The 22,499-nt window shown below is 69.3% G+C and carries 21 protein-coding genes and 1 pseudogene; 5 read left to right on the top strand and 17 right to left on the bottom strand.

All coding sequences use genetic code 11. The annotated features are described in order from the left end of the window. Positions 1-93: 93 nt before the first annotated feature. The 5 genes from nrfD to D452_RS0107990 all read right to left on the bottom strand — a co-directional run bounded on the left by nrfD (position 94) and on the right by D452_RS0107990 (position 7,112). Entirely contained in the window at positions 94-1,164 is a 1,071-nt protein-coding gene (nrfD, locus tag D452_RS0108010; RefSeq protein WP_017543634.1) for an NrfD/PsrC family molybdoenzyme membrane anchor subunit, read from the bottom strand. Then, the gene (locus D452_RS0108005; RefSeq protein WP_017543633.1) at positions 1,161-2,087 is read right to left on the bottom strand and encodes a 4Fe-4S dicluster domain-containing protein; all 927 of its coding nucleotides are present in this window, start codon (positions 2,085-2,087) and stop codon (positions 1,161-1,163) included. The genes nrfD and D452_RS0108005 overlap by 4 nt, the downstream gene beginning before the upstream one ends. Continuing rightward, positions 2,087-5,341 (bottom strand): formate dehydrogenase, encoded by a 3,255-nt coding sequence (gene fdh / locus D452_RS0108000; protein ID WP_026129074.1) that lies wholly within the window; start codon positions 5,339-5,341, stop codon positions 2,087-2,089. The genes D452_RS0108005 and fdh overlap by 1 nt, the downstream gene beginning before the upstream one ends. A 57-nt stretch (positions 5,342-5,398) precedes the next feature. Continuing rightward, positions 5,399-6,253, bottom strand: a complete 855-nt coding sequence (locus D452_RS0107995; protein ID WP_017543631.1) for an SDR family oxidoreductase — start codon at positions 6,251-6,253, stop codon at positions 5,399-5,401. Positions 6,254-6,491: 238 nt separating this feature from the next. Continuing rightward, a complete protein-coding gene (locus D452_RS0107990) occupies positions 6,492-7,112 on the bottom strand; it encodes a TetR/AcrR family transcriptional regulator (protein WP_017543630.1) in 621 nt (206 codons plus the stop codon). 200 nt (positions 7,113-7,312) lie between these two features. On the opposite strand from D452_RS0107990, the gene D452_RS0107985 reads away from it, so the two are divergent. Next, on the top strand, positions 7,313-8,026 hold the full coding sequence (locus D452_RS0107985) for an SDR family oxidoreductase (protein ID WP_017543629.1): 714 nt from the start codon (positions 7,313-7,315) through the stop codon (positions 8,024-8,026). 137 nt (positions 8,027-8,163) lie between these two features. On the opposite strand, the gene D452_RS31080 is transcribed toward D452_RS0107985, so the two are convergent. From D452_RS31080 to D452_RS0107975, 3 genes are all read right to left on the bottom strand, one after another. Further along, on the bottom strand, positions 8,164-8,559 hold the full coding sequence (locus D452_RS31080) for an alpha/beta fold hydrolase (RefSeq protein ID WP_204366605.1): 396 nt from the start codon (positions 8,557-8,559) through the stop codon (positions 8,164-8,166). Next, positions 8,541-9,023 (bottom strand): alpha/beta fold hydrolase, encoded by a 483-nt coding sequence (locus D452_RS31075; protein ID WP_204366604.1) that lies wholly within the window; start codon positions 9,021-9,023, stop codon positions 8,541-8,543. Before D452_RS31075 ends, D452_RS31080 begins: the two co-directional genes overlap by 19 nt. A gap of 62 nt (positions 9,024-9,085) precedes the next feature. Beyond that, positions 9,086-10,081 carry an NADP-dependent oxidoreductase gene (locus D452_RS0107975; RefSeq protein ID WP_017543628.1) on the bottom strand — a complete coding sequence of 332 codons (996 nt, stop codon included), beginning with the start codon at positions 10,079-10,081 and terminating at the stop codon, positions 9,086-9,088. Between the two features lie 402 nt (positions 10,082-10,483). Here D452_RS0107975 and D452_RS0107965 point away from each other — a divergent pair. Continuing rightward, positions 10,484-11,209: pseudogene (locus D452_RS0107965) on the top strand (NADPH-dependent F420 reductase); the annotation flags it as partial. A gap of 52 nt (positions 11,210-11,261) precedes the next feature. On the opposite strand, the gene D452_RS0107960 reads toward D452_RS0107965, so the two are convergent. Beyond that, positions 11,262-11,972 carry a nitroreductase gene (locus D452_RS0107960; RefSeq protein ID WP_017543626.1) on the bottom strand — a complete coding sequence of 237 codons (711 nt, stop codon included), beginning with the start codon at positions 11,970-11,972 and terminating at the stop codon, positions 11,262-11,264. A 123-nt stretch (positions 11,973-12,095) separates the two neighbouring features. On the opposite strand from D452_RS0107960, the gene D452_RS0107955 reads away from it, so the two are divergent. Next, the gene (locus D452_RS0107955) at positions 12,096-12,455 is read left to right on the top strand and encodes a MerR family transcriptional regulator (protein WP_017543625.1); all 360 of its coding nucleotides are present in this window, start codon (positions 12,096-12,098) and stop codon (positions 12,453-12,455) included. Positions 12,456-12,548: 93 nt separating this feature from the next. Here the strand turns inward: D452_RS0107955 and D452_RS0107950 are convergent, their stop codons facing one another. Next, on the bottom strand, positions 12,549-13,082 hold the full coding sequence (locus tag D452_RS0107950; protein ID WP_017543624.1) for a PACE efflux transporter: 534 nt from the start codon (positions 13,080-13,082) through the stop codon (positions 12,549-12,551). 100 nt (positions 13,083-13,182) lie between these two features. Here D452_RS0107950 and D452_RS0107945 point away from each other — a divergent pair, with 100 nt between their 5' ends. Continuing rightward, positions 13,183-14,079, top strand: coding sequence for a LysR family transcriptional regulator (locus tag D452_RS0107945; RefSeq protein ID WP_017543623.1), 897 nt, complete (start codon positions 13,183-13,185; stop codon positions 14,077-14,079). A gap of 233 nt (positions 14,080-14,312) precedes the next feature. Here the strand turns inward: D452_RS0107945 and D452_RS0107940 are convergent, their stop codons facing one another. Then, entirely contained in the window at positions 14,313-14,732 is a 420-nt protein-coding gene (locus D452_RS0107940; RefSeq protein WP_026129073.1) for a CBS domain-containing protein, read from the bottom strand. Between the two features lie 916 nt (positions 14,733-15,648). On the opposite strand from D452_RS0107940, the gene D452_RS0107935 reads away from it, so the two are divergent. After that, positions 15,649-16,350 carry an AAA family ATPase gene (locus D452_RS0107935; RefSeq protein WP_017543621.1) on the top strand — a complete coding sequence of 234 codons (702 nt, stop codon included), beginning with the start codon at positions 15,649-15,651 and terminating at the stop codon, positions 16,348-16,350. Positions 16,351-16,374: 24 nt separating this feature from the next. Here the strand turns inward: D452_RS0107935 and D452_RS0107930 are convergent, their stop codons facing one another. The 6 genes from D452_RS0107930 to D452_RS0107900 all read right to left on the bottom strand — a co-directional run bounded on the left by D452_RS0107930 (position 16,375) and on the right by D452_RS0107900 (position 22,495). Continuing rightward, on the bottom strand, positions 16,375-17,538 hold the full coding sequence (locus D452_RS0107930) for an oxygenase MpaB family protein (protein ID WP_017543620.1): 1,164 nt from the start codon (positions 17,536-17,538) through the stop codon (positions 16,375-16,377). A 13-nt stretch (positions 17,539-17,551) separates the two neighbouring features. Continuing rightward, entirely contained in the window at positions 17,552-18,604 is a 1,053-nt protein-coding gene (locus D452_RS0107925; RefSeq protein ID WP_026129072.1) for a polyprenyl synthetase family protein, read from the bottom strand. Next, entirely contained in the window at positions 18,597-18,902 is a 306-nt protein-coding gene (locus D452_RS0107920) for a hypothetical protein (protein ID WP_017543618.1), read from the bottom strand. The genes D452_RS0107925 and D452_RS0107920 overlap by 8 nt, the downstream gene beginning before the upstream one ends. 744 nt (positions 18,903-19,646) lie before the next feature. Further along, a complete protein-coding gene (locus tag D452_RS0107910) occupies positions 19,647-20,609 on the bottom strand; it encodes a CPBP family intramembrane glutamic endopeptidase (protein ID WP_017543617.1) in 963 nt (320 codons plus the stop codon). Positions 20,610-20,662: 53 nt separating this feature from the next. Then, a complete protein-coding gene (locus tag D452_RS0107905; protein WP_017543616.1) occupies positions 20,663-21,226 on the bottom strand; it encodes a DUF3887 domain-containing protein in 564 nt (187 codons plus the stop codon). Between the two features lie 615 nt (positions 21,227-21,841). Then, on the bottom strand, positions 21,842-22,495 hold the full coding sequence (locus D452_RS0107900) for a TetR/AcrR family transcriptional regulator (RefSeq protein ID WP_040693365.1): 654 nt from the start codon (positions 22,493-22,495) through the stop codon (positions 21,842-21,844). Between the last annotated feature and the right edge of the window lie 4 nt (positions 22,496-22,499).

Below are 22,499 nucleotides of genomic sequence, written 5' to 3'. Positions count from 1 at the left end.
CGCACGAGGCGTGCGGCGGCGCGCGGGGCGTCGGCAGGACGCGGGGACCGGTGCCGTCAACCGGCACCGGCCCCCGAGCGTCCGCCCGGAGGGTCAGCTGCGCTGCCGGAGGCGCTCCCTCTGGGGTACGACGGTGTACTTCGGGTCCTCTGCCGACTGCACACCGGCCTGGAAGACACCCAGCCGGGTCAGCGCGGACCCGCCCACCAGCGCGGCTCCGCTCAGGGCCGAGACCACCCGGTTGCGCCGCCCCAGCACCGCGCCCACCGCGCCCGCCAGGGTGAGGGACTTGGCGGTACGCGTGAGCGCCCCCGCCAGCCCCCGGCCGTAGGGCTCTCCGACCAGGCCCATCCGCTTCTCCATGAAGGTGGACACCGCGAGTTCGGTCAGCGCCCCGCCCACGGCGGCCCGTCGGAACGGGTCGGCGTGCCCCGTCGGTGTCGTGACCAGCCCCATGCCCCCCGCCGCCGCGACCGCGGAGGAGGCGAAGACGTAGGGCATCTCCCGGTGGCCCTCGTGCCAGGAGGGAACCGCCGTGTCGCAGATCAGCGGTGCCGTGTAGGTGGCGACCAGCGGACCGAGGACCCCGGCGCCCATGGTCGCGGCCGTCCCGATCCGTGGGAACCACCCGGTGGCGGCGGTCACGGCGGCCGTCCCGGCCAGGGGGCCGTAGCCCGCGAGGAGCCAGGACCCCACACTCATCGGTGAGGTCGGCTTGAACACCCGCAGCATGTTGAGGAAGCGCTCGGGTCGCCCGAGGTCGTGGACGAGCGCGACCAGCGACCCGGAGACCGCCACCAGCGCCGTGTACTTGAGCGGTCGGGCCAGATCGGCGCGACCGTTGGCCTCCGCTCCCGCTGCGAGGATCGAGGACGCCCCGGCCAACCCGCCCAGGAAGAGGTAGCCGCCGATGTCGCGGGCCTCCCACACCACCCCGTTGAGCACCGGTCGGCCGTGGTAGGTGCGGAAGTCGGCGTCGGGTACGCGGGTGGGCTCGCCCCCGCGGCGGCCCCGGCGGCGACCGCTCGGGCGTCCGGGCGTCCGGACCGCCTGAGCCTGGTCACGTTCGTTCCGCTGCTCCTCGGAGACCACGTCCGCCGCGCCGGTGATCGCGTCGCGCCCGCGATCGCTCGGGCCCGCTCCGTCGAGTTCGGGATTGCTCATGGCCGCCTCCCCGCGAACGCCGCGAGCGCACCGGCGAACAGGACCACCGCCGCCGCACCCGCGTGCCGCCACATCGACGGCAGGTCCCGTGTGGTCACCACCGGGTCGGGCGGCAGACCGTACACCTCTGGCTCGTCCAGCAGCAGGAAGAACGCGCCCGCGCCGCCCACGCCGTCCTCCGGATCCTCGCCGTACAACCGAGCGGAGGACACCCCCGCCCCCTGGAGGTCCTCGACCCGCCTCTGGGCCCGTTCCCGCAGCTCGTCCAGGTCGCCGAACTGGATGGAGTCGGTGGGGCACGCCTTCGCGCACGCGGGCTCCAGACCATCGCCGATCCGGTCGTAGCAGAGCGTGCACTTCCAAGCCCGACCGTCGACCTCACGACGGTCGATCACCCCGTACGGGCAGGCGGACACGCAGTACCCGCACCCGTTGCAGATGTCCTCCTGCACCACCACCGTGTCGAACTCCGTGCGGAAGAGCGACCCCGTGGGACACACGTCCAGGCAGGCCGCGCTCGTACAGTGCTTGCACACGTCGGACGACATCAACCACCGGAACTCACCCCGGCCCGTCCCGTCGCCGTCCTCGTCCGTGCGCTGTCCCGGGAGGTCGAACGAGGGCATGCCGAGGTCGACCGTCCCGGGCCCCGAACCGCCGCCGGGGGTCCCGTCGCCGCCCGCCGTCCTGCCCACCCCGGACTCCTGGTATCCGAGCGGTACGCGCTGCTCGACGAAGGCCACGTGGCGCCAGGTGTCGGCGCTCAGGCGACCGCTGTTGTCGAAGGACGAGGCCAGGAAGTCCAACCCGTCCTCCGGGACCATGTTCCACTCCTTGCACGCCACCTCGCAGGCCTTGCACCCGATGCACACGCTGGTGTCGGTGAAGAAGCCCTTGCGTGAGGGCCGTTCGTCCGCGGTCATCAGTCCTCCGTTCCGGTCCGCTCGGTGACGCCCGCCCTGCGCCGGTACTCCTCCACCAGGGCCACGCGTTCGGGGCCCCGGGGACGCCGACCCGGACGGATGTCCGCGGTCAGCGCCTTCACTTCCTGGATGTGCACGTTCGGGTCCAACGCCATGGACATCAGCTCGTTGGCCGAGTCACCCGTCGAGTACCCGTTGGGACCCCAGTGATAGGGCATGCCGATCTGGTGCACGACGCGCCCCTGCACGCGCAAGGGCCGCATACGGTCGGTGACCAGCACCCTGGCCTCGATGGCGTTGCGCGCCGTGACGACGGTCGCCCAGCCGCCGTGCTCCAGCTCCCGCTCCGCCGCCAGCTCCGGACCGACCTCGCAGAAGAACTCCGGTTGAAGTTCGGACAGGTAGGGCGTCCACCGGCTCATCCCCCCGGCGGTGAAGTGCTCGGTGAGCCGGTAGGTCGTCACCACGTACGGGAACACCCCGGACCCCGGTGTGCCCGGGGCGGGGTGGTAGCGGTTGAGCTCGTGCTGGAAGAGCAGGCGGGTGGGGTTGCGCTGCTGCCCGTACAGCGGGTTGCCGAACGGGGTGTCCTGCGGCTCGTAGTGCGTGGGCATGGGGCCGTCGTGCAGACCGGCCGGAGCGTAGAGCCACCCCTTTCCGTCCGCCTGCATGATGAACGGGTCCACCCCGCTCAGGGCCTCGACACCGGTCGCGTCCTCGGAGGGCCGGTAGCCGGGCGCCTTGTCGTACTCGAAGTCGGCGACGTCGTACCCCGTCCAGTGCCCCGCCTCCTCGTCCCACCACACCAGGGCCTTGCGATCGCTCCACGGGCGGCCCTGCGGGTCGGCCGAGGCGCGGTTGTACAGCACGCGCCGGTTGTCCGGCCACGACCACGCCCACTCGGCCGCGATCCAGTCCTGCTCGTTCCCCGGCTTCTTGCGCGCGGCCTGGTTCACCCCGCCCGCGAACACCCCGCAGTAGATCCAGCAGCCGCAGCTGGTGGAGCCGTCCGCCCTCAACCGGGTGTACCCGTCCAGCGGGCGGCCCCGCGCGTCGTGCCCGTTGATCTCACGCAGCACGGCCTCCGCGCTCGGCTCCCCGTCCGGTTCCAACGGGTAGTCCCAGGTGAGTTCGAGGACCGGCAGGTCCTTGGGGTCCCGTGACCCGGCCAGCCGCTCCCGGACCAGCCGCCCCAGGTGGTACATGAACCACAGGTCGCTGCGCTGGTCGCCGCTGGGCTCCACCGCGCGGTCGTGCCACTGGAGGGTCCGGTTGGTGTTGGTGAACGTGCCCGACTTCTCCGTGTGCGCCGCCGCCGGGAAGAAGAAGACCTCCGTGCCGATGTCCTCCGTGCGCATCTCCCCGGACTCGATCTCCGGGCCGTCCTTCCACCAGGTGGCGCTCTCGATCAGCGAGAAGTCGCGCACCACCAGCCATTCCAGCTCGGCCATGCCGAAGCGCTGCGCCCGGCTGTTGGCCGATCCCACCGCGGGGTTCTCGCCCATGAGGAAGTAGCCCCTGCACTCGCCCTCCATCTGGGCCATCACGGTGTCGTACGTGCTGTGCGACCCGGTCAGCCGGGGCAGGTGTCCGAAGCGGAAGTCGTTGTCGGCCGTGGCGTGCTCGCCGAACCACGCCTTGAGCAGGCTCACCGTGTAGGACTCCATGCCCGACCAGAACCCCTTGCGCGGGTAGCCGGCCGCCAGCACGTACCCCTCCAGGTCCTGCTCCTCGTGGGCGTGCGGCATCGGCAGGTAGCCGGGCAGCAGGTCGAACAGCGTGGGCACGTCACTGGAGCCCTGGATGCTGGCGTGCCCGCGCAGCGCCTGGATGCCACCGCCGGGTCGGCCCACGTTGCCCAGCAGCAGCTGGAGGATCGACGCGGTGCGGATGTACTGCGAACCCACGGTGTGCTGCGTCCAGCCGACCGCGTAACAGAACGCGCTGGTGCGGTCCGGCCCCGAGTTCTCGGTGAGGTGGTCGCACACCCGCAGGAACACGTCCTTCGGGACACCGCACACCTCCTCGACCATCTCGGGTGTGTAGCGCGAGTAGTGGCGCCTGAGAACCTGGAACACACACCGGGGGTCCGTGAGCGTGCGGTCCTCCTCGGGGCGCTCCCGGATCACCGCGCCTCCCGAGCCCTGTTGTTCCGGGCGCCCTGAGCGACTGGTGTCGCCCGTGACGCCCTCACGGGTCCGGGGGAGCTGGTTGCGGTCGCCCGCCGCGGCCGCCACCGTCGCTCCCTCGTAGGTCCAGGTGGAGACGTCGTAGGAGCGGTCCTTCTCGGAGAACCCGGAGAACACCCCGTCCAGGTCCTCGGTGTCCCGGAAGGCCTCACCCACGATGGTCGCGGCGTTCGTGTACTCCAGGACGTAGTCGTGGAAGTACTTCCCCTCCGAGAGCACGTGGTTGATGATGGCGCCCAGGAAGGCGATGTCGGTGCCCGCGCGGATCGGCACGTGCAGGTCCGCCAGGGCGCTGGTCCGGCTGAACCGCGGGTCGACGTGGATGACGACGGCGCCCCGCGCCTTGGCCTCCATCACCCACTGGAACCCCACGGGGTGCGCCTCGGCGAAGTTGGAGCCCTCGATCACGATGCAGTCGGAGTTCTGGAGGTCCTGGAGGAACATGGTGGCCCCTCCGCGCCCGAAGGAGGTCCCCAGCCCCGCGACCGTGGAACTGTGGCACACCCGGGCCTGGTTCTCCACCTGGATGACGCCCAGGGCGGTGAGGAGCTTCTTGATCAGGTAGTTCTCCTCGTTGTCGAGGGTCGCCCCGCCCAGGCTCGCGATGCCGAGCGTGCGCGCCACGCGCCGTCCGTCGCACTCCTCCTCCCAGGTCTCCTCCCGCGTTGCCACCACGCGGTCGGCCACCATGCGCATGGCCGTGTCCAGGTCCAGCTCCTCCCAGTCCGTGCCGTAGGGGGGCCGGTACAGGACCCGGTCCCGCCGGGACGGTCCTGTGGTGAGCTGGAGGCTCGCCGAACCCTTGGGGCACAGGCGTCCCCTGCTGACGGGGGAGTCAGGGTCCCCCTCGATCTGGATGACCCGCTCGTCACGGACGTACACGTTCTGCCCGCAACCCACCGCGCAGTACGGACAGACCGACTTGACCACCCGGTCCACCCGCGCGGTGCGCGGGCGCAGCCGCTCGGTGCGCTCCGACCTGGCCGCGTCCCCGAGCCCCATTCGGTCGTCGCCGGTGACCTGCTTCAGCACGGGCCACGACCGGAGCCATCTCCACACACTCATGGAACTCCTCTCGGGCCCGGGGCGTCATCGCCCACGGGCCCGCTTCCTCGCCTGACGTCAGCTGCCCTGGATCTCTCCGCCGGTGGGTGTGAGGGTCTCGCCGGTGTAGTAGGACGAGAGCCTGTTGCTGGCGAAGAACACGTAGGAGGGGGCGATCTCGTCCGGTTGGGCGGCTCGTCCCATGGGTGCCTGCTCGCCGAACCCTTCGGATCCCTTCCTGCCCAGTGTCGAGGGGATCAGCGGTGTCCACACCGGCCCCGGCGCCACGCAGTTGACCCTGATGCCCTGGTCCATGAGCACCTGGGACAGCGACAAGGACAGGTTCATGACGGCTGACTTGCTCGACGCGTAGTCGATCAGCGACTTGTTGCCCCGTAGGCCGTTGATCGATCCGGTGATGATGACGGAACCGTCCCGGGACATGTGCGGCAGTGCCTCGCGGAGGGTCCAGAACACTCCCATCACGTTCACGTCGAAGGTGCGGCGTAGTTGTTCCGTGGTCAGGTCCGTGAAGTTCTCGACCGGGGTCTGGGTGGCGGCGTGCTCCACGAGGACGTCGATTCCGCCGAGTTCCTGCACGGCCCTGTTGACCAGGTGCGCGCATTCGGACTCGTCGGCCAGGTCGCCGCGTACGCCTACGGCTCGGCGGCCCTGAGCCTGGACCAGGTCGACGGTGTGTTGGGCCTCGGCGTCCTCGCTGAGGTAGCCGAAGACGATGTCGGCGCCTTCTTTGGCGAAGGCCACCACGACGGCCCTGCCGATGCCGGAGTCGCCTCCGGTGACCAGGGCGCGTTTACCTTCGAGGAGTCCTCTGCCCTGGTAGTCGCGCATCTCGTCCCGGGGTTGGGGTTCCATCGGTTCGGTGCGGCCCGGGTAGGGCTGGCTCTGCGCGGGTGGCTGTGTCTCGTTCACGGGGGTCCCCCTTCCGATCGGCCTTCCTGGACCGCCCTGCCCGACTGGCGGGATCCGCACACCTGCCCGGCCGATACGGAGCACCATCCTTTGCCCCCGTCCGCGAGTGGAGGGGGACGTCTTTCCGGGTGATGGAGTTTCCGTAGAGGCCGCACGGGTCAGGGCCACAGCTGGAACCGGGTTCGAAGGGACGGGTTCGCCAGACAGGGGGATGAGCGGATCGCGCCGGCGCGGGTGCTCAGGTGGGGCCGCTGGCCGTGCCAGGGAGCATGACGGCGATCTGACCGCGGATGTCCCTGGCGATGGTCTCCGCGTCGGACGTCACGTTCGCCGATGTCGCCATGCTGAGGAACATGACGGCCGACACGATGTGCGCCAGTGCCGCCGCGTCGTTCACATCGGTTGCGGTGTCGCGACCGATCACGGCGGCGATGGCCGCCTCGGTCCGGGCCGTGATCATGAGGGCGTCGCGGTGACGGGGCTCCTCGGGGTCGCCGAACACCATCTCGCGCAGGTAGGTGCGTCCGTTCTCGACCTGTCTGCGGTTGCACTCCACGATCGGGCGCACGATGGCCATGACGGCGTCCAGTGTGTCAGCGGTGCCCTCGGCGTCCCTGATCCCCCGGTCCAGGGATTCGGAGTAGTGGGAGTTCTGAACCAGCAGAAGCAGTTCGCCCTTGCTCTTGGCGTAGAGGAACAGGGTGCCGGTACCGATGTCGGCGCGTTCGGCGATCTGCTGGGTGGTGACCTCGTCGACCCCGTACTCAGCGAAGAGCTCACTGGCCGCCGCGGTGATGCGTTCGAGCTTCTGCTGTTTGTTGCGCTCGCGTCGCCCCGGCGCCCGGGAGGCGGATGACATCGATCCCTCCTTGGGGAATAGGTTTTGATCAGGCTCAGTTATGAGCGTAGTCATTAACGCCTGGATTCGGGTACGCCCGGGGTTCATTCTTCCACGCGGGAGCGGGCACCCCCGGGCGGTCCCGGGCGGTGCTCACGACCGACGGCGCCACCCGGGCACCCACCACGCCCAGCGCGCGGACAACACCTAGGAGAGCCACCATGCCCACACTCGACGGATCCGTCGTCCTGGTCACCGGAGCCAACGGAGGCATCGGCACGCAGTTCGTCAGGCAGGCCCTGGCGCGCGGCGCCAGCAAGGTCTACGCCTCCGCGCGCAATCCCCGGGCCTGGGACGACGAGCGCATCGTCCCCCTGCGGCTCGACGTCACCGACCACGCCTCCATCCAGGAGGCGGTCGAGGCCGCCGGCGACGTGACCGTGCTGGTCAACAACGCCGGAGCCTCGGTGTCCAGCCCGGGCATCCTCACACACAGCGACGAGGAGATCCGTGCCAACGTCGAAACGAACTTCCTGGGCCCGCTCTTCCTCGCCCGCGCCTTCGCCCCCGTCCTGTCGGCGAAGAAGGCGTCGGCCATCATCGACATCCACTCGGCGCTGAGCTGGTACGCCGTCGCGGGCATCTACAGCGCCACCAAGGCCGCCCTGTGGTCGGCGACCAACTCCCTGCGTCTGGAACTCGCCCCTCGGGGAGTGCACGTCGTCGGAGTGCACGTGGGATACGTCGACACCCCGATGGCCGCTCACACCACCGATCCCAAGACCGACCCCGCCGACCTGGTGAGCACCGTGTTCGACGCCACCGAGGCGGGGCAGTACGAGGTTCTCGCCGACGAGACCTCCGTTCAGGTCAAGGCGGGGCTCAGTGCGCCGATCGAGGCGCTCTACCCCCAGCTCGGCGCGACCGACGCCTGAGCCTCCGGGATCGGGCGCCGCGGCCGTGGGAGGCGCGTGCGCGGCCGCGGCGCCCCCGCTGACGAAGGCCCTCGTGACCGGTGGGCCGTCCGCTCGCCCCCGCACTTCGACTGTCCTGGGGCGGAGCGCTGGTGGAGTCAGCGGGTGAGGAACTCCACTGCGACAGGGGCGAACTCCCGGTGGTACTGGAAGATGCCTCCGTGCCCGGAGTCGGGGTAGATGACCAGTTCCGAGTCGGGGATGCGACGGTGCAGGTCCTCGGAGAGCACCGAGGGCACCATGCGGTCGTTGTCCCCGTTGGCGATCAGGGTGGGCTGGGTGATCCCCGACAGGTCGGCGGGTGCCGAACGCCCCCACCTCTTGATCGCCTTCAACTGCTGCTGGAAAGCGTGGACCCTGATGGGTGCGTCACGATCCGTGGTGCGTTCCCTGAGCCGTTCGACGAACGCCCTTCCCGCGTGCCTGCCGGTGGCGTCGCGGTTGAAGAACAGGAACTCCTTCGGGTCCGACCGGGTCAGGGCGGCTCGCGCCATGTCGTAGTAGGTGGTCCGGGCGACCTTGTCGATGTCCTTCCCGCCTGCGGGCCCGTACCGGTGAGGATGAGCCTGCGGACGAGTGCGGGACGCTCGGCCACCAGGGCTTGGGCGATCATGCCGCCGAGCGAGAAGGAGAAGACGTCGATCTCCTCGAATCCCAGAGCCTCGACGAAGGTCACCGCGTCGGAGGCCATGGCCTCGACCGTGTCGGGGACCGCGCCGGTCGAGGCCCCGACCCCGCGGTTGTCGAAGGCGATGACGCGCCGTTCCCTGGCGATGGGGTCGACGATGCGCGGGTCCCAGTTGTCCAGGGTCGCGGCCAGGTGCACGAGGAACACGACGGGGACACCCCCTCTCGGTCCCAGTTCCCGGTAGGCGTAGGTCACCGCGCCCGCGGTGACGGTGCGGGTCGGCGCCTCCGCGTACGAGGTGTTGACCGGATCATCGCTGGTGTCGTTCATGATGACCTCCCTTGAGGGCACGCGCAGGTGTGCCTCGACGGTGATGGACGATGCCTGGTGAGTCAGGTGTGGCTGATGACCGTCTTTCCCCGGGCACCTCCGGAGGCCAACTCCTGGAGGGCCTGGGGTGTCTGTTCGAAGGGGAACACCTTCCCCACGACGGGGCGCAGGCTCCCTTCGTCGACGAGGGCACTGATCCGGCGTAGCTGGTCACCGTCGGCGCGCATGAACAGGAACTCGTACGTCACGCCGAGTTTCCTGGCCCGGCGGCGAACCCCCGCGCTCAGCGCGGTGATCGCCAGGCGCAGCAGCGGATTCAGTCCGGCTCCTCGTGCGAAGGCCGGATCAGGCGGGCCGGAGATCCCGATCGCCTTGCCGCCGGGCCTGAGTACCCGCAGGGACCGCTCCAGGTTCGTGCCGCCCAGGCTGTCCAGGACCAGGTCGTAGTCGCTCAGTACCTTCTCGAAGTCCTGGCTGCGGTAGTCGATGACCGTGTCCGCACCCAGTTCGCGGACGAAGTCGGCGTTGGCGGCGCTGGCAGTGGTGGCGACGCTCGCGCCGAGGTGTTTGGCGAGCTGGATGGCGATCGAACCGACACCGCCGGCGCCCGCGTGGATGAGGACCTTCTGCCCCGGCCCCACGTCGCCGCGTTCGACGAGCGCCTGCCATGCGGTGAGCGCGACCAACGGTAGCGAGCCCGCCTCCACGAAGGAGATGGACGCTGGTTTGAGGGCCACGTCGGCCTCAGCGACGGCGATGCGTTCGGCGAAGGTACCGATCCGGTCCTTGTCGGGCCTTGCGTACACCTGGTCGCCGGGTTCGAAGTCCCGGACTCCGGCTCCGACTCCGATGACGGTGCCGGCGACGTCGTGTCCCAGGATCAGCGGAAACCCGTAGGGGAGGATCTGCTTGAACTCACCGACGCGGATCTTCTCGTCCAGCTGGTTCAGTCCGGCGGCCTCCACCCGCACGAGGACGTCACGTTCCCCGACCACGGGCTCGGAGACCTCAACCTCTCGCGGCTCCTCCTTGTACCTGGTGATGACGAACGCTCTCATGGGCTGTCGCCCCTTCTGCCTGATGAGTGTGGTGGCACGGCCCCGCGCACACAGTGGAGGGGCCGACCCGCAGCGATGAACACGCGGCGCTTCTGAAGGTCAGCACCTTCAGCACCTCCTCCGCGCCGCCGCAGTGGTAACGGAAGCCACGAGACCGGGTGTAGCTGTCCACGGCTTCGTGGATCCCAGTACCCCTGACCTGCTCCTACCCGAACTCGGTGAATATAGTCAATAATGAGTGTACTCATATTTGTGGGATGGGGTCAGCGTGTGTGTGATTCGCGTACCGTCCGGACGGCGCGTCGCTGATTTGCCCCTGACACTGGTGTCAGGTCCTAATGTGGCCGGGTATCCGGTGCGCTCGCGAGCGCACGGACGCCGAACGGCCAGCACAAGGAAGAGGAACGGGCGATGTCGACTCTGGGGATCATCGGAAGCGGGAACATCGGAACCGCGGTCGCGCGGTTGGCGGTGGCAGCGGGGATCGATGTGGTGATCGCCAACTCACGAGGCCCGCAGAGCCTGACCGGGCTGATCGAAGAGCTGGGACCGCGCGCCACCGCGGCCACTGTGGAACAGGCCGCCCGGGCAGGGGAAGCCACCCTGCTCAGCGTCCCGTTGACGGCCTACGGCTCCCTGCCCGAGGGACTGCTGCGGGGGCGGACCGTGTTGGACACCGGCAACTACTACCCGTTCCGCGACGGACGGATCACCGAACTCGACTCCGAGCAGGAGACCACGGCCGAACTCGCCCAACGGCTCCTGCCCGGCGCCCTGCTGGTCAAGGCGTTCAACAACATCATGGCCCACCACATCCCCCAGCTCGCCCGCCCCGCCGGGGCCGACGACCGCAGCGCCCTGCCCATCGCCGGTGAGGACCCCGCAGCCAAGGCCCGGGCCGCGGCGTTGATCGACAGGCTCGGCTTCGACACCGTCGACGCCGGGACCCCGGCCGAGAGCTGGCGTTTCGAGCCCGAGTCCGACGCGTACACCAGGATCTACCTCACCGACCCCGGCGTACCGGTTGACCAGATGATGCAGGCCCCCGCCGCCCCGGTCCCCGCCAGCGAGCTGGCTGCCCTGCTGGAGTCGGGTCGGCGGGTGAAGGTGGCCGAACGCACCTTCTGAGCACGCTCGAAGGGGGCCTCCACCGCGGGACCGGTGGGGCCCCCTTTCGTGCCTAGGACACCTCGTCCAGGACGCCGGGCGTGTCATGCGCCACGACGCTCTCGGCCAGCGGCACCCGCCCCATCCGGAATGTGCTCGCAGGCCCCTCGGGGTCGGCCAGGCCGAAGGAGATACCGAACAACAGCCTCATCTCCGGATTGACGCCCAGGGACTCGCGCACGACGTCGGCGTAGAAGCCCAGCATCGTCTGCGGAATGCCCGACAGGCCGCGTGCCTCCAGTGCGAGCAGGAAGGTCTGCGCGTACATACCCAGGTCACCGGCAACGCGCACCCCGTCGCCGAACTGGGGCATGAACAGCAGCGCGACGTGGGGGGCGTCGAAGAACTCCAGGTTGCGCAGCGCGGCCTCGTGGCGTCCCCGGGTGTCGGAGCGCTCCACGCCCAGGGACTGGTAGTAGGCCGCCCCCTGTTCCCGGGCGCGCTGGAGGTAGTAGCCGTCGCCGAAGTCCGCGTAGTCGAAGCTGAAGTCCGGGGAGGTCCGCCCGTCCCGGTCAGCTTCCAGCAGTCGGGCGCTCAGCTCGTCGCGGCGGGCGCCCGAGACGACGTGCACCTGCCAGGGCTGGGTGTTGCAGTTGGAGGGCGCACGCTGGGCGTCCTCCAGGACCGCGCGGATGTCGGACGCGGCCACCGGTTCGGGGAGAAAGCCCCGGACCGAGCGGCGTGAGCGCACGATGTCGGCGAAGGAGCGGGAACTGTGGGGCACAACGATTCCTCTCAGGCGGTGTCGGCTCGTGCACACCAGGCGACCGGGCCCTGGTCTCCGGTGTACGCGCGGCTACACTAGGACCTGACATTGGTGTCAGAGGCAAATCGGATCGGAGGTCCTGTGCGGATCGGAGACCTGGCCGAGCGGACCGGGGCCAGCGTGCGCTCTCTGCGCTACTACGAGAAGCAGGGCATGCTCTCCAGCGAACGCAGCGCCAGCGGGCAGCGCCACTACGGCGAGGACGCCGTGAGCCGCGTGGTGTTGATCCGGCAGTTCTTCGCCGCCGGCATGAACAGCAGGACCATCGCCGCGCTGCTGCCGCACATCAAGAACAACGGGGAGCGCTGCCCGCCCCAGGTCCTGCGCCAACTCGTCTCCGAACTCGAGCGCATCGACGCCCAAGCGGACGAACTGGCCCGCGCACGTCGGACCCTGAACGACATGGTCGAGGCCACGAAGGAGGCCATGCGGGCCACCTGAGGGGCGCCCTCACGCGACCGCGCGAAGAAGGGCACCCACGCAGCGCGGATGCCCTCGGACCTGCCCCGGCACGGTCGGTTCTTTTTCGGGGTCCTACCGCCCAGAAGGAGGGTGCTCACGACCATCGCCGCGCTGAGAATCATCATCAGGGGCGTTCGCGACGAGGGCATGGGGTCCTCGAACCGGTTCAGCATCAGGAACCGGGTCCGCGATGGCGGAGGACGGCAAGCCGAAGACCTTGTCGAAGGCCCAGTTGTAGCCGTAGGTGTAGAACGGGATGTAGACGATGAACACCAGGTCCAGCAGCAGCGCCTGAAGCAGCGTGATCTCCAGCCACCACGCGATGAGCGGGATCAGGAAACACACCAGCGTCAGCTGGAACGAGACCGCGTGCAGGACCCGCCTCCCCACTGTGCGCTCGCGGCTGGCCTGCCGTCTCTCCCACGCCTCGAACAAGTAGTTGAAGGCCATGTTCCACAGCGACGCCACCGTGGCGATCATGATCGCGAGCGGGGCCGTCGTCGCCGGGCCGCTGCCGGTCAGGGCCGTCATCACCGCGGTACCGACCAGGAATCCGATGACCTCGTAGCCGCCCACGTAGACCAGCTTGCGCTTCAGACCTTGCACTTCGCACTCTTTCCAGCGTTCTCGGATACAGCAGGGACGACGTTAGCGTCAGCTAGGGTGATGGAAAAAGTCAGCTTCTTTCAGTTGGATTGATAGACCGATGGGCCTGTCCAGCGACAACATCGACCTGTTCCTCGCCGTGGTCGACCACGGCTCCTTCTCGGCCGCCGCACGGGCGCTGAACCGGGTCCCCTCGGCGGTCAGCATGGGGATCGCCAACATCGAGGCCGAACTCGGCTACCCGCTGTTCGACCGCTCCAGACGCGAGCCCGCGCCCACCGCGCAGGCGCAGGCCCTCATCCCGCACGCCCGGCAGATCGCCAGCAGGCTGCGCCTCCTCCAGGCGCACGCGATCGAGCTCTCCGACGACCTGGAGAGCACGCTCACCGTGGGTGTGGCGGCAGGGGTCGACCGGGGGCCCCTCCTGGACGCCGTGGCGGAGATCGCCGAACGCCACCCCCTGCTTCCTGTCGAGATCGCCGACGCCCAGCAGGACGACGTCCGCGAGATGCTGCACGGCGGGGCCGTGGACCTGGCGCTGATGTTCGCCAGGACCCGGAACGACAGGGAGGAGGTGTTCCTGAACGTGGCGGAGGAGAGGTTCGTGGCGGTGGCGTCCGCGACGGTGGAGACCTTCGGGCTGCCCGCGGACCTCCGGCGCCTGGAGGACCTCGCCGGCGCCCGCCAGATCACGGTGTCCAGCCTGGAGCAGGAACTCTCGGAGCGGCGTTTGGTTGTCTCGGACGCCTACTGGCGCACGAACTCGGCGGAGACCGCGCTCGGGCTGGTGGAGCGCGGGGTCGGCTGGGCCAACCTGCCGCTTCCCGTGGTGAAGGGGAAGGTCGCCGAGGGGGCCGTGCGCGTGATGGAGTTCGAGAACCTCCGGAACGGGTTGGCCATGCCGGTGCAGCTGGTGTGGCTGCGCGGCCGTCCCCTACGGAAGGCGGCGGGGCGGTTGGTCGCCCGGATGGGCCCGGACCGGAGGGTCGAGGGCTGACGGGGGAGCGGAGCACGAAGGGGCCTGGGGGAGAAGGCTGCTGATCCTCCCGGGGATCCGGGCCCGGCATCCATGCCCACGGAGATCCCCCACCGCGACCCGGTCCGGCCCGCTCCCGCGCATCGCGGGAGCGGGCCGGAGAGCCCTCGGTGGCAGAGCGTGGACGACCCCCAGGGGCCGTCATCTGTCCCGTTCGCGTGGGGGAGCGGCGGAGCCGCCCCGGCCCACGCGGACTAGCTCAGGCTCAGCGCTTCCACCAGATCCCCTGTTTCGGGGTTGGGGAGAGCGCGTGCGATGTCAGCGGTCGTGACGATCCCGACGAGCGTGACCCCGTCGATGACGGGGAGCCTCTTGACCCCGTGCTCCAGCATGGTGCTCATGGCTTCGTCAACGGGGTCGTCCGCTCCCACAGTGGCGGCCTGGCCCTGGTTCAGGCCTCCGGCCGGGTCGGCGAGGCGCTTGCCTCCGGCGAGCCCCCGCACGACGATGTCGCGGTCGGTCAGCACACCCTTGAGTCGACCGTCCTGCCCGCAGATGGGCAGTGCCCCCACCTGGTCGGCGGCCATGAGGTCCGCTGCCTTCTGTAGTGAGTCGTCCGTACCGATACACCGGGGGTCGGGCGTCATCACTTCTCGGACCGTGGTCGGTGCCATCTCGAATCCTCTCCCTCCGTGTGACGGCAGCGCGGGTCAGCGCCGTTGACCGGTGTGCCGGTCCCCTCCACGCAGATGGGAGGGGTTCGGGTGGTCCCGAACGTCCCCAGGGGTCCGACCCCTGGACGACCGTGCGCTCCCGGCCCGGAGAACCTCGCACGTGCTCCAGTGCGGAGCCGCAGGTTCGCTGGGATGCTGCCTGATCGGCCTGTTGGTCGCCCTACCCGGCACAGCGCCTGACAACACAAACTCGGACGAGCCCGACAGCGCGATGCGCACCTGCGGCTGGCGGAGGGAAAGTGGCGCTCCGATGCCCCCGTGTCACTCCGTTCCGTCCCGGACCATCCACAACAGGGTGTCCTTCTGTGCCGCGTTGTGCCCCCTGCTGACGTCCCGGCCCAGGACCGCGGAGCATGCAACCACCCTCCGACACGGAGGGCGACCAAGGTCGACCATCGACCACCGTCGTACCCCCAGGCTCTGACGGGAGTTGGATTCTCGGGGCGGTCATCGACGATCACTCACCTCTCACGCGGCGTGCCAGGGAGCGTTTCGAGAGTGGATCAGGGTCATGCGATGATCATGTCTCGTGGCTCGGAGTTCTGACAGACGCTCAGTGGGCGGTACCGGAGTCGGGGCTTCGAAGGGCGTTCGAGCGCCCTGTTCCGCCTCTGGCAGCGCGAGGGCACCGGCCACCGGGTCTTCGAGCAGAGCCAGGTCCGAGTCGCCCGCACCCACCAACACGCGGCCTGTGCACCCAGTCGTGGTAGGGGCACCGGCCGTTACCCGGGGTGTGCGGGAACGCGCGGTACTCGTCGACGGCGTCGATGCGCGGCAGCACCATGATGCAGGTGACGCGGCCACTGTAGAGCGGCGCCCCACCGGCGCGAAGGTCGGCTTTGAGGAGCTACCGAAGATGTTCCAGGGTCGGGTGCGGTACGTGCCCACGGTGGATGACGCGATGGTGCGCGGGGCCGTCTACCCTCGGCGGTCCCTGGTTCTGGTCGCCGGGGTGCCCGGGGCCGGGAAGAGCACCCTGCTGCGGAGGTTGTTCGGTCTGCGCGGGGACGAGGAACGGACCGTGCTCACCGCGGACGGTGTACGGGTGATCGACTCGCTACAGTCGCGGTACCAGCTGCGACCGCTGCTCGGCAGGGTCCCCTACCCACTGTGGCGCTGGGTGGTGCACGTTTTACATCTGGTCCAGGTGGCCGCGGCGCTGCGCGGCGGCCCGGTGGTGGTGCACGAGTGCGGAACCCGGCGCCCGGTCCGCTTGCTGCTCGCCCTGCTCTGCCGACTCCGCCGGTACGAGATGCATGTGCTCATGATCGACGCCACCCCGCAGGAGGCCCGGAGCGGGCAGAACGCCCGGGGGCGCCGGGTGACCGAGCGCAGCCACCGGATGCATTCTCGGCGCTGGCGGCGACTGCGCGCGGCCACCAGGAACGGGCCGACGGCGTTCGCGCCGGGCGCGCGCAGTCTGCTCGCACTCGACCGGCGCCGGGCGCGGGAGTTGGCCTGGATCCGATTCGGTCCGTCGGCCAGCACGGTGCCGTTGGCGGGGGTGAGGGAGCTGAGGGTGAGCGACGGTGGCGGAGAAGCCGTGATCCACATCTGATCGGGCCCGGGGCCGTGCCGTCACTCAGGCGCGCGGCGTCAGGGGCGGTGGGCTCCAGCGGTCGGTCCGATCGGTCCGGGAAGTGACACCGAACTCGTCCTTGAGCTGCTCGGGGATGGCGTACTGCATGACCCGGCCACGGGTGAGGGAGCTGAGTTCGAGGTGGGTGGTGAGGTGGCCGAGCCGGTCCAGGGCCCACTCTCCCAGCGGAGAGCGGTCCTCGATGCGCTCGAAGATGCCGAGCAGGGCGGGGGAGAGCTTGACGGCCGTGTCCCAGCCGGTGCGCGGAACCTGGAGCCAGTCGGCGCAGGTGTCGCCGATGAGGTAACGGATGAGAGCGGCGACCACGGGATCGAGGAGGGTTCCCGGGACCACCTCCTCATAGAGATCGATGAGCTGGCGGGTCAGCCGCGCCCCTTCCTCGGAGGGGCCCATGTACCTGGTCATGTACAGGTCGGAGAACTCTCGGGCCTCCTCCAGATCGGCGGGGGCGTGGTCGGGGCTGATCCCGAGCATCTCGCCGACGACGCGCCAGACGTAGAAGTAGGACTCCGCGCCGTCGACCGACATATGGATGCCCAGGCGGTGCAGTGCGTCCAGCACCTGGAGGGAGAACATCATCTGGCCGCCGATCATGTCCTCCTGGCAGATCGGCGTGCCGAGCGCGGCCACGTCCCAACGGCCCTCACGGCGCATGTGGTAGCGGATGGAGGCGTGCAGCAGCCGTACCTTCTGGACGGCGGGGACGAACCGGCTCCCCGCCTCGAAGGCGTCGGGCCGCATCAGGTAGACGGTGAACTGCCCGGTCTCTGCCATGCGCCGTGAGGGGTACTCCAGGGCGTGGGTGGCGCTGAGCAGCTTGGCCACGTGCGGGATGACGTAGCAGGCGGGCATCGCTGAGAAGGCCAGGGCAGTGGATATGTGCACGTTGTTGTCAATGAAGAACGACCGTGCCTTCTCCATCTCACCCCAGTCGATCCAGGTCGGCGGTGCGGAGGTGGCGTGCAGGTACTCACGGGCGACGTCCGGTAGTCCGTCGGGTAGGTCCTGACCGGCGGTGGAGAAGTAGCGCATCAGGGTGTTGAACTTGCCGACCTCTCCGCGTTCGAACAGTTCCTGCACCGTCGCGTCGGCGAGTTCGTCGCCCAGGAGCCTCAGCGCGTCCATGGACTGTGGTGTGTAGGTCATGGCATTCCTTCGGTCAGTAACGGCGGGACGCGACGGAGACCACCATGTGGGACAGGGCGGAGGCGGCTTCGTCCGGGAGGTCCGCGTGGGCGAGTACAGCGGTCGCGGCCCGGACGCGCTGGACGATCATCTCCTCGACACGGTCGAGGGCCCCGGTGCGTCGCGCGATCGCTCGCACTCGCGACAGGCCCTCGCCGTCCAGGCCCCGTCTGCCGAGCAGTCCGCGCAGCTCCCGTCGTTCGGCCGCGGTGGCGGCCGACCAGGTCTCGGCGAGCAGGACGGTCGGCCGGTTGCCCCGGATGTCGTCCAGGTTCGACTTTCCCGTGAGTTCCGGATCTCCGAAGAGCCCCAGCAGGTCGTCACGCAGCTGGAACGCCTCGCCGAGGGGAAGTCCGTAGGAGGTGAAGGCCTCCATCAGCGTGCCCGGTGCTCCGGCCAACGCCCCGCCGATGCGCAGGGGGTGCTCGACCGTGTACTTGGCGGTCTTGTAGCGGATCACCTGCAGCGACCTGCCCGTGTCGGGCGGGGAACCGGTACGGAGGATCTCCAGGCACTCCCCGGCGATCAGTTCCCGGGTCATGACCGCCCACAGCTCGCGAGCGCGGGACAGATAGGCCGCGGGCAGGCCGCAGTTGAGGAACAGTTGGGCGGCCCACGACATCAGCAGGTCCCCGGTCAGCAGGGCCAGGGCTCGGCCCCCTGCGTGGGGTCGAGCCCGACCGGTGAACGCGGCGCGCAGCGCCACATGTGAGCTCGGCACGCCGTGGCGCATCGGGCTCTCGTCGATGAGGTCGTCGTGGATGACGGCGGCGGCGTGCACCAGCTCCATCGCTGTGGCGGCCCTGACCAGAGCATCGCTGTCCGGTTGCCCGGCCGCGCGCCATCCCCAGTAGCAGAACGCGGCGCGCAGACGCTTGCCGCTGGCGACCGCCACGGCCAACTGCTCGGTCACCGGCAACAGGTCGGCGTCGATGGCGAGGAGTCGATCCGTCTCCTGCCGCGCGAACTCCTGCAACGCGGCGTCCACCCGGGTGCGGAGCAGAGAGTGCTCCCTGATCTCAGACATCGCTCTGCCCGGGCCGGGACGCGGCCCGCCGGGCAAGCAGCTCCACATGGGATTCGGACACGGGGACGTACCGTTGCAATGCGAGCCGCCCCCGCTGCCGCAGTTCCTCCCGGCCGTCCTGAGACAGCTCCCCCAGGTCCGACCGGACCAGCAGCGCCCTCGCCTTCTTCAGAGCCGCCCCGATACCGCTGAACGCCAGGTCGGCCACCCCGGCCGCGATCAGTACCGGTTCGCCCACGTGGTCGGCCCTCGCACCGTCACCGGTGTGCGCCACAGCATCCCTGCTTTCAGTCGACATGAGAAGGACCGCGGCGGAAGAACGGACAAAAGCTCCCGGAAATATTCGGCCCGGCCATTCTCATATCCGTTCAGCGTCCTTGCATATCAAGCATCTTGGGTAATTGCCTCTTTTGTCAATGCGATGCTGCAACCTGGTCCGTTTTAGTGTTTTTGGTAGATATTCCCGAGCGTGAAAGAAGGGGGCAATATGAGGGGTTTTGGGGTATCGTCTCTCGCTAGCAGGGGCCCTTCGGCAACGGTGGGGCCGAGCGGAGCGGTGAGTTGCCCAGGCGCGAGTTCCGCACGAGTGCGGGGAACGTACACACGGTCGCCGACGGCGCGGTGCCTGTCCTGGGTTGTCAGGGTCGGGTCGGTGGCGCACTCATCGCTGCTGTGAGAAGCATGATCACCCATCGCCGGGCCGCGTCGCCCGATACCGGGGGCGCACAGTTGGGGGAGAGGGCTGGTAGACCTCGAGGCGGTCGACAGCCGTCACGGCGAGGATCCCCCGCATTCGAAACCGCAACTCCTCCGGGAAAAGGCCGGGCAGTGCGCGCGCGAAGGCCGCGAGGTAGCGCTCGCGGACCGAGTCCTCGGCCGGGAACCGGGGGCCCAGGCCGATAGCCACCCGGGTCCTCGGTGCCTTCGGCTGGTGGTGGCGGGGGACCGGCCGTGGACAAGAGCGTCACCGGCCACGCCGGGGGCTTGGTGTCTCACCGGCCGCACCGCCACATCCACGTGAGGTTCTCAGGATTCCCTGTGACTACTCACCGGTTACCTGTTCCGCGGCCGGGCGTTCAGGGGCCTGACCCTTCTTCGGCGGTGGGGTGGAGGGGTGCTTGGCGGCAGAGAACTGTCCTGTGGCGACGAGGACCGCCACGAGCGCGAGCGGCACGATCCACCCGCTCCAGCCCAGGACCGTCGCCTGCGTGGTGTCGACGTGCTCACCAGCCCTGGCGAAGAGAAGATAGGTCGCACCCGCCCCGTTGAACGAGGCATGCGCCAGGGCCGCGGGCCACACGGATCCCGAGCGGAGTCGCAGCCAGCCGAAGACCGCGCCGATCAGAACGCACATGCCGACCATCGCGGTCAACCCGAGCCAGCCTGGTGCATCGGGGTAGTTGTAGCCCAGCAGGATGAGCGGAGCGTGCCACAGACCCCAGATCACGCCAGAGACCAGCAGGGCTGGGAGTGTTCCCAGCGGCATCAGCTTCGGGAGTAGCCACCCTCGCCACCCGAGTTCCTCGCCCAGAGCCGGAACGAGGTTGATGAACGCCGCCAGAGGGAGCGTGGCCAGCTGGAGGACGATGAGCGCACCGATCGGTATCGGGATCTCGGTGGTGCCCGTCTGCTCGTCGAGGACCTGCTGGAACGCGGAGAAGTTCGCGAAGTCGGCCGGATAGACCCCCAGCAGCGCACCGACCGGGAGCGCCACCAGGACCAGCGCGATGGGCACGAAGATCCCCAGCACCCCGTAACCGAGCACCCTCCGCACCGGTCTGAGCGGCCACAGCCCGAGCACCCAGGCCTTCTGTCGAGGCCGCTCCACGAAGAACACGACGACGAGGGCGGCGATCGCGGGGGTCAGCATCGTGGCGGTGGCCACGAGGGTGAACCAGCGGCTGGCGAGTCCGTCACCGAGCCAGAGCGGGAGCGCGAGGAGCCAGGCGAGTGCGAACGCCAGGATGATGAACACGGTGACGGATCGCAGGTCGCGTCTGTCCATGCGGGGTTCGCCCCGGGGCGTGGGCGGCTTCGATCCGCCCGGAGAATCGGTGGTCACGACGTCTGTCCTTCCAGGATGTGCAGACCGGTGATGGTGCGGTCGTCGCGGAACGCGATCCGTGCCGTGTAGTCGCCCGCCTCGAACGCGAGCGGCGTGTTCGTGATCGTCAGGTCACCGGCTCGGGTGACCTCCGGCTCGCCACGACTCTCGAAGGCTCCCGAGAGGCCGACGAGCTGGGCCCAGGCGGCCGCGAGTGCCTCCTCCGACAGGCCGTCGCGCATGGTCGTGTCGAACTGCTCGGTGACCCGCGCCCACTGTCCGGAGGCGAGGTGCTCGATCACCGTGGCGGCCAGTTCCACGACGCCGGGGAGTGGCGTGGTGTTCATGGGTTCTCCTGTTCTGGGGTCGATCGGTTTTCCATAGCGCTGAAACGCCGCCTGCCTGCTCACGCCGAGTGCGTCACCGATGACCTGCCATGTGGCGCCGTTCTGGCGTGCCTGTTGCACGACGGCACGCACGACGTCGTCGGCGGCCGCCTGCATGCTCACGGCACTGGCTATCGAATCGGCCCAGTCCTCGTCCCTGTTCAGGACACGTGAGGCGAGGAGTGCGTCCATGTGCGTCTTCAAGGCACGCAGGGCATCAGTCAATCGTTCTTGCACATGTAAAGCATAGCTTTACAAGCGGGCTGTGTGTCAAGAGAGGGTGTGCCACACCGATCGGCGGAAGGAACCCCACGGGTGCGCACCTCTTCGAGATCGCGCACGCTGCCGTGCCTCGCACAGGCCGATCAGGAACGGGCGCACCGGTTACGGTGGGTCACCCAGGCGGGCCTGTATCGGGCTGGTTGGCGGGGGCGCCACGCGCGTTCGCTCTCGCTCCCCGCGCTGGTGCGAGCGGAAACAGCCGGGAATGTGGTCAGGGTGCCGGCATCCCGGGACGCACAGAGGCCAGCCTCGTGGGCTCCGGCATGGCTACTTCGGGTGAGTCGTGGGGGTCTGGTTTCCCGCATGACAACAGGAGTCGCTGCGCGTTCGTCGTCAACCGCACCAGCCAGACGGTCGGTATCCACAGGACCACGAATCGCACCCGAGTGGCCCCACTCTTGATTCGGGTGGCGGGACGAACTCCCGTTCGCCCGCGGCGCCCGCATCGCCTGACCGGCTCGGGGCCCGGGGGATGACGGCGCACGAACACGAGGGCAAGGGGACGCGTGGTTCGCGCCGGATCGATCAGACCAACACGCGGGTGACCGGAGCCGTCCACAGGCCGGTGAGCGCGTCAGTCAGGCCGACCGCGGTCTGGGGCCAGGAGCTCCACGACGTGCTGTTGCCCGCGGCCACGGCTCGCTCCCGCTCGGCGATGGTGTGCACGATGAGCTGGCGAGTCATGGCCTGGCGTTCCAGGCGAACCTCCGTCGGCAGGTCGGGGAGACACCTGTGCAGCTCTTCCCCCGCCCGCGCGAGCGAGGGCGAGTCCAGGGCCTCGCTCGCCGCGATCTCCCGGTAGGCCGGATCCGCCAGGACCTGGGCGCTGAAACGCCCGTACCAGGAAGGTGAGCCGAGCTCCTCCAGGTGTAGGGCGAGGGGCTCGACCGTGCACGCCACCCAGTCCCTGACCTCGTCCGAGCCGTCGATCCGCGCCACCATCCTGCCCCGCGCGCCCTCGATCTGCTCGGTGTGCTGGCGCACGATCGCGCGCACCAGTCCCTCCTTGGAGCCGAAGTGGTAGGAGACCGCCGTGTTGTTGCCCTGGCCCGCCTCCTGACTGATCTGGCGGTTGGACACACCGGCCACACCGTGCTCGGCGAACAGCCGCTCCGCGGTCAGCAGGATCGTCTCCCGTGTCGCCGCGACCTGCTCCGACCTCGCCACCCTGTCACTCATGCGG

The organism is Nocardiopsis prasina DSM 43845 (assembly GCF_000341265.1).
GTDB lineage: Bacteria > Actinomycetota > Actinomycetes > Streptosporangiales > Streptosporangiaceae > Nocardiopsis > Nocardiopsis prasina.
This window is presented reverse-complemented; position numbering and strand designations above follow the sequence as displayed.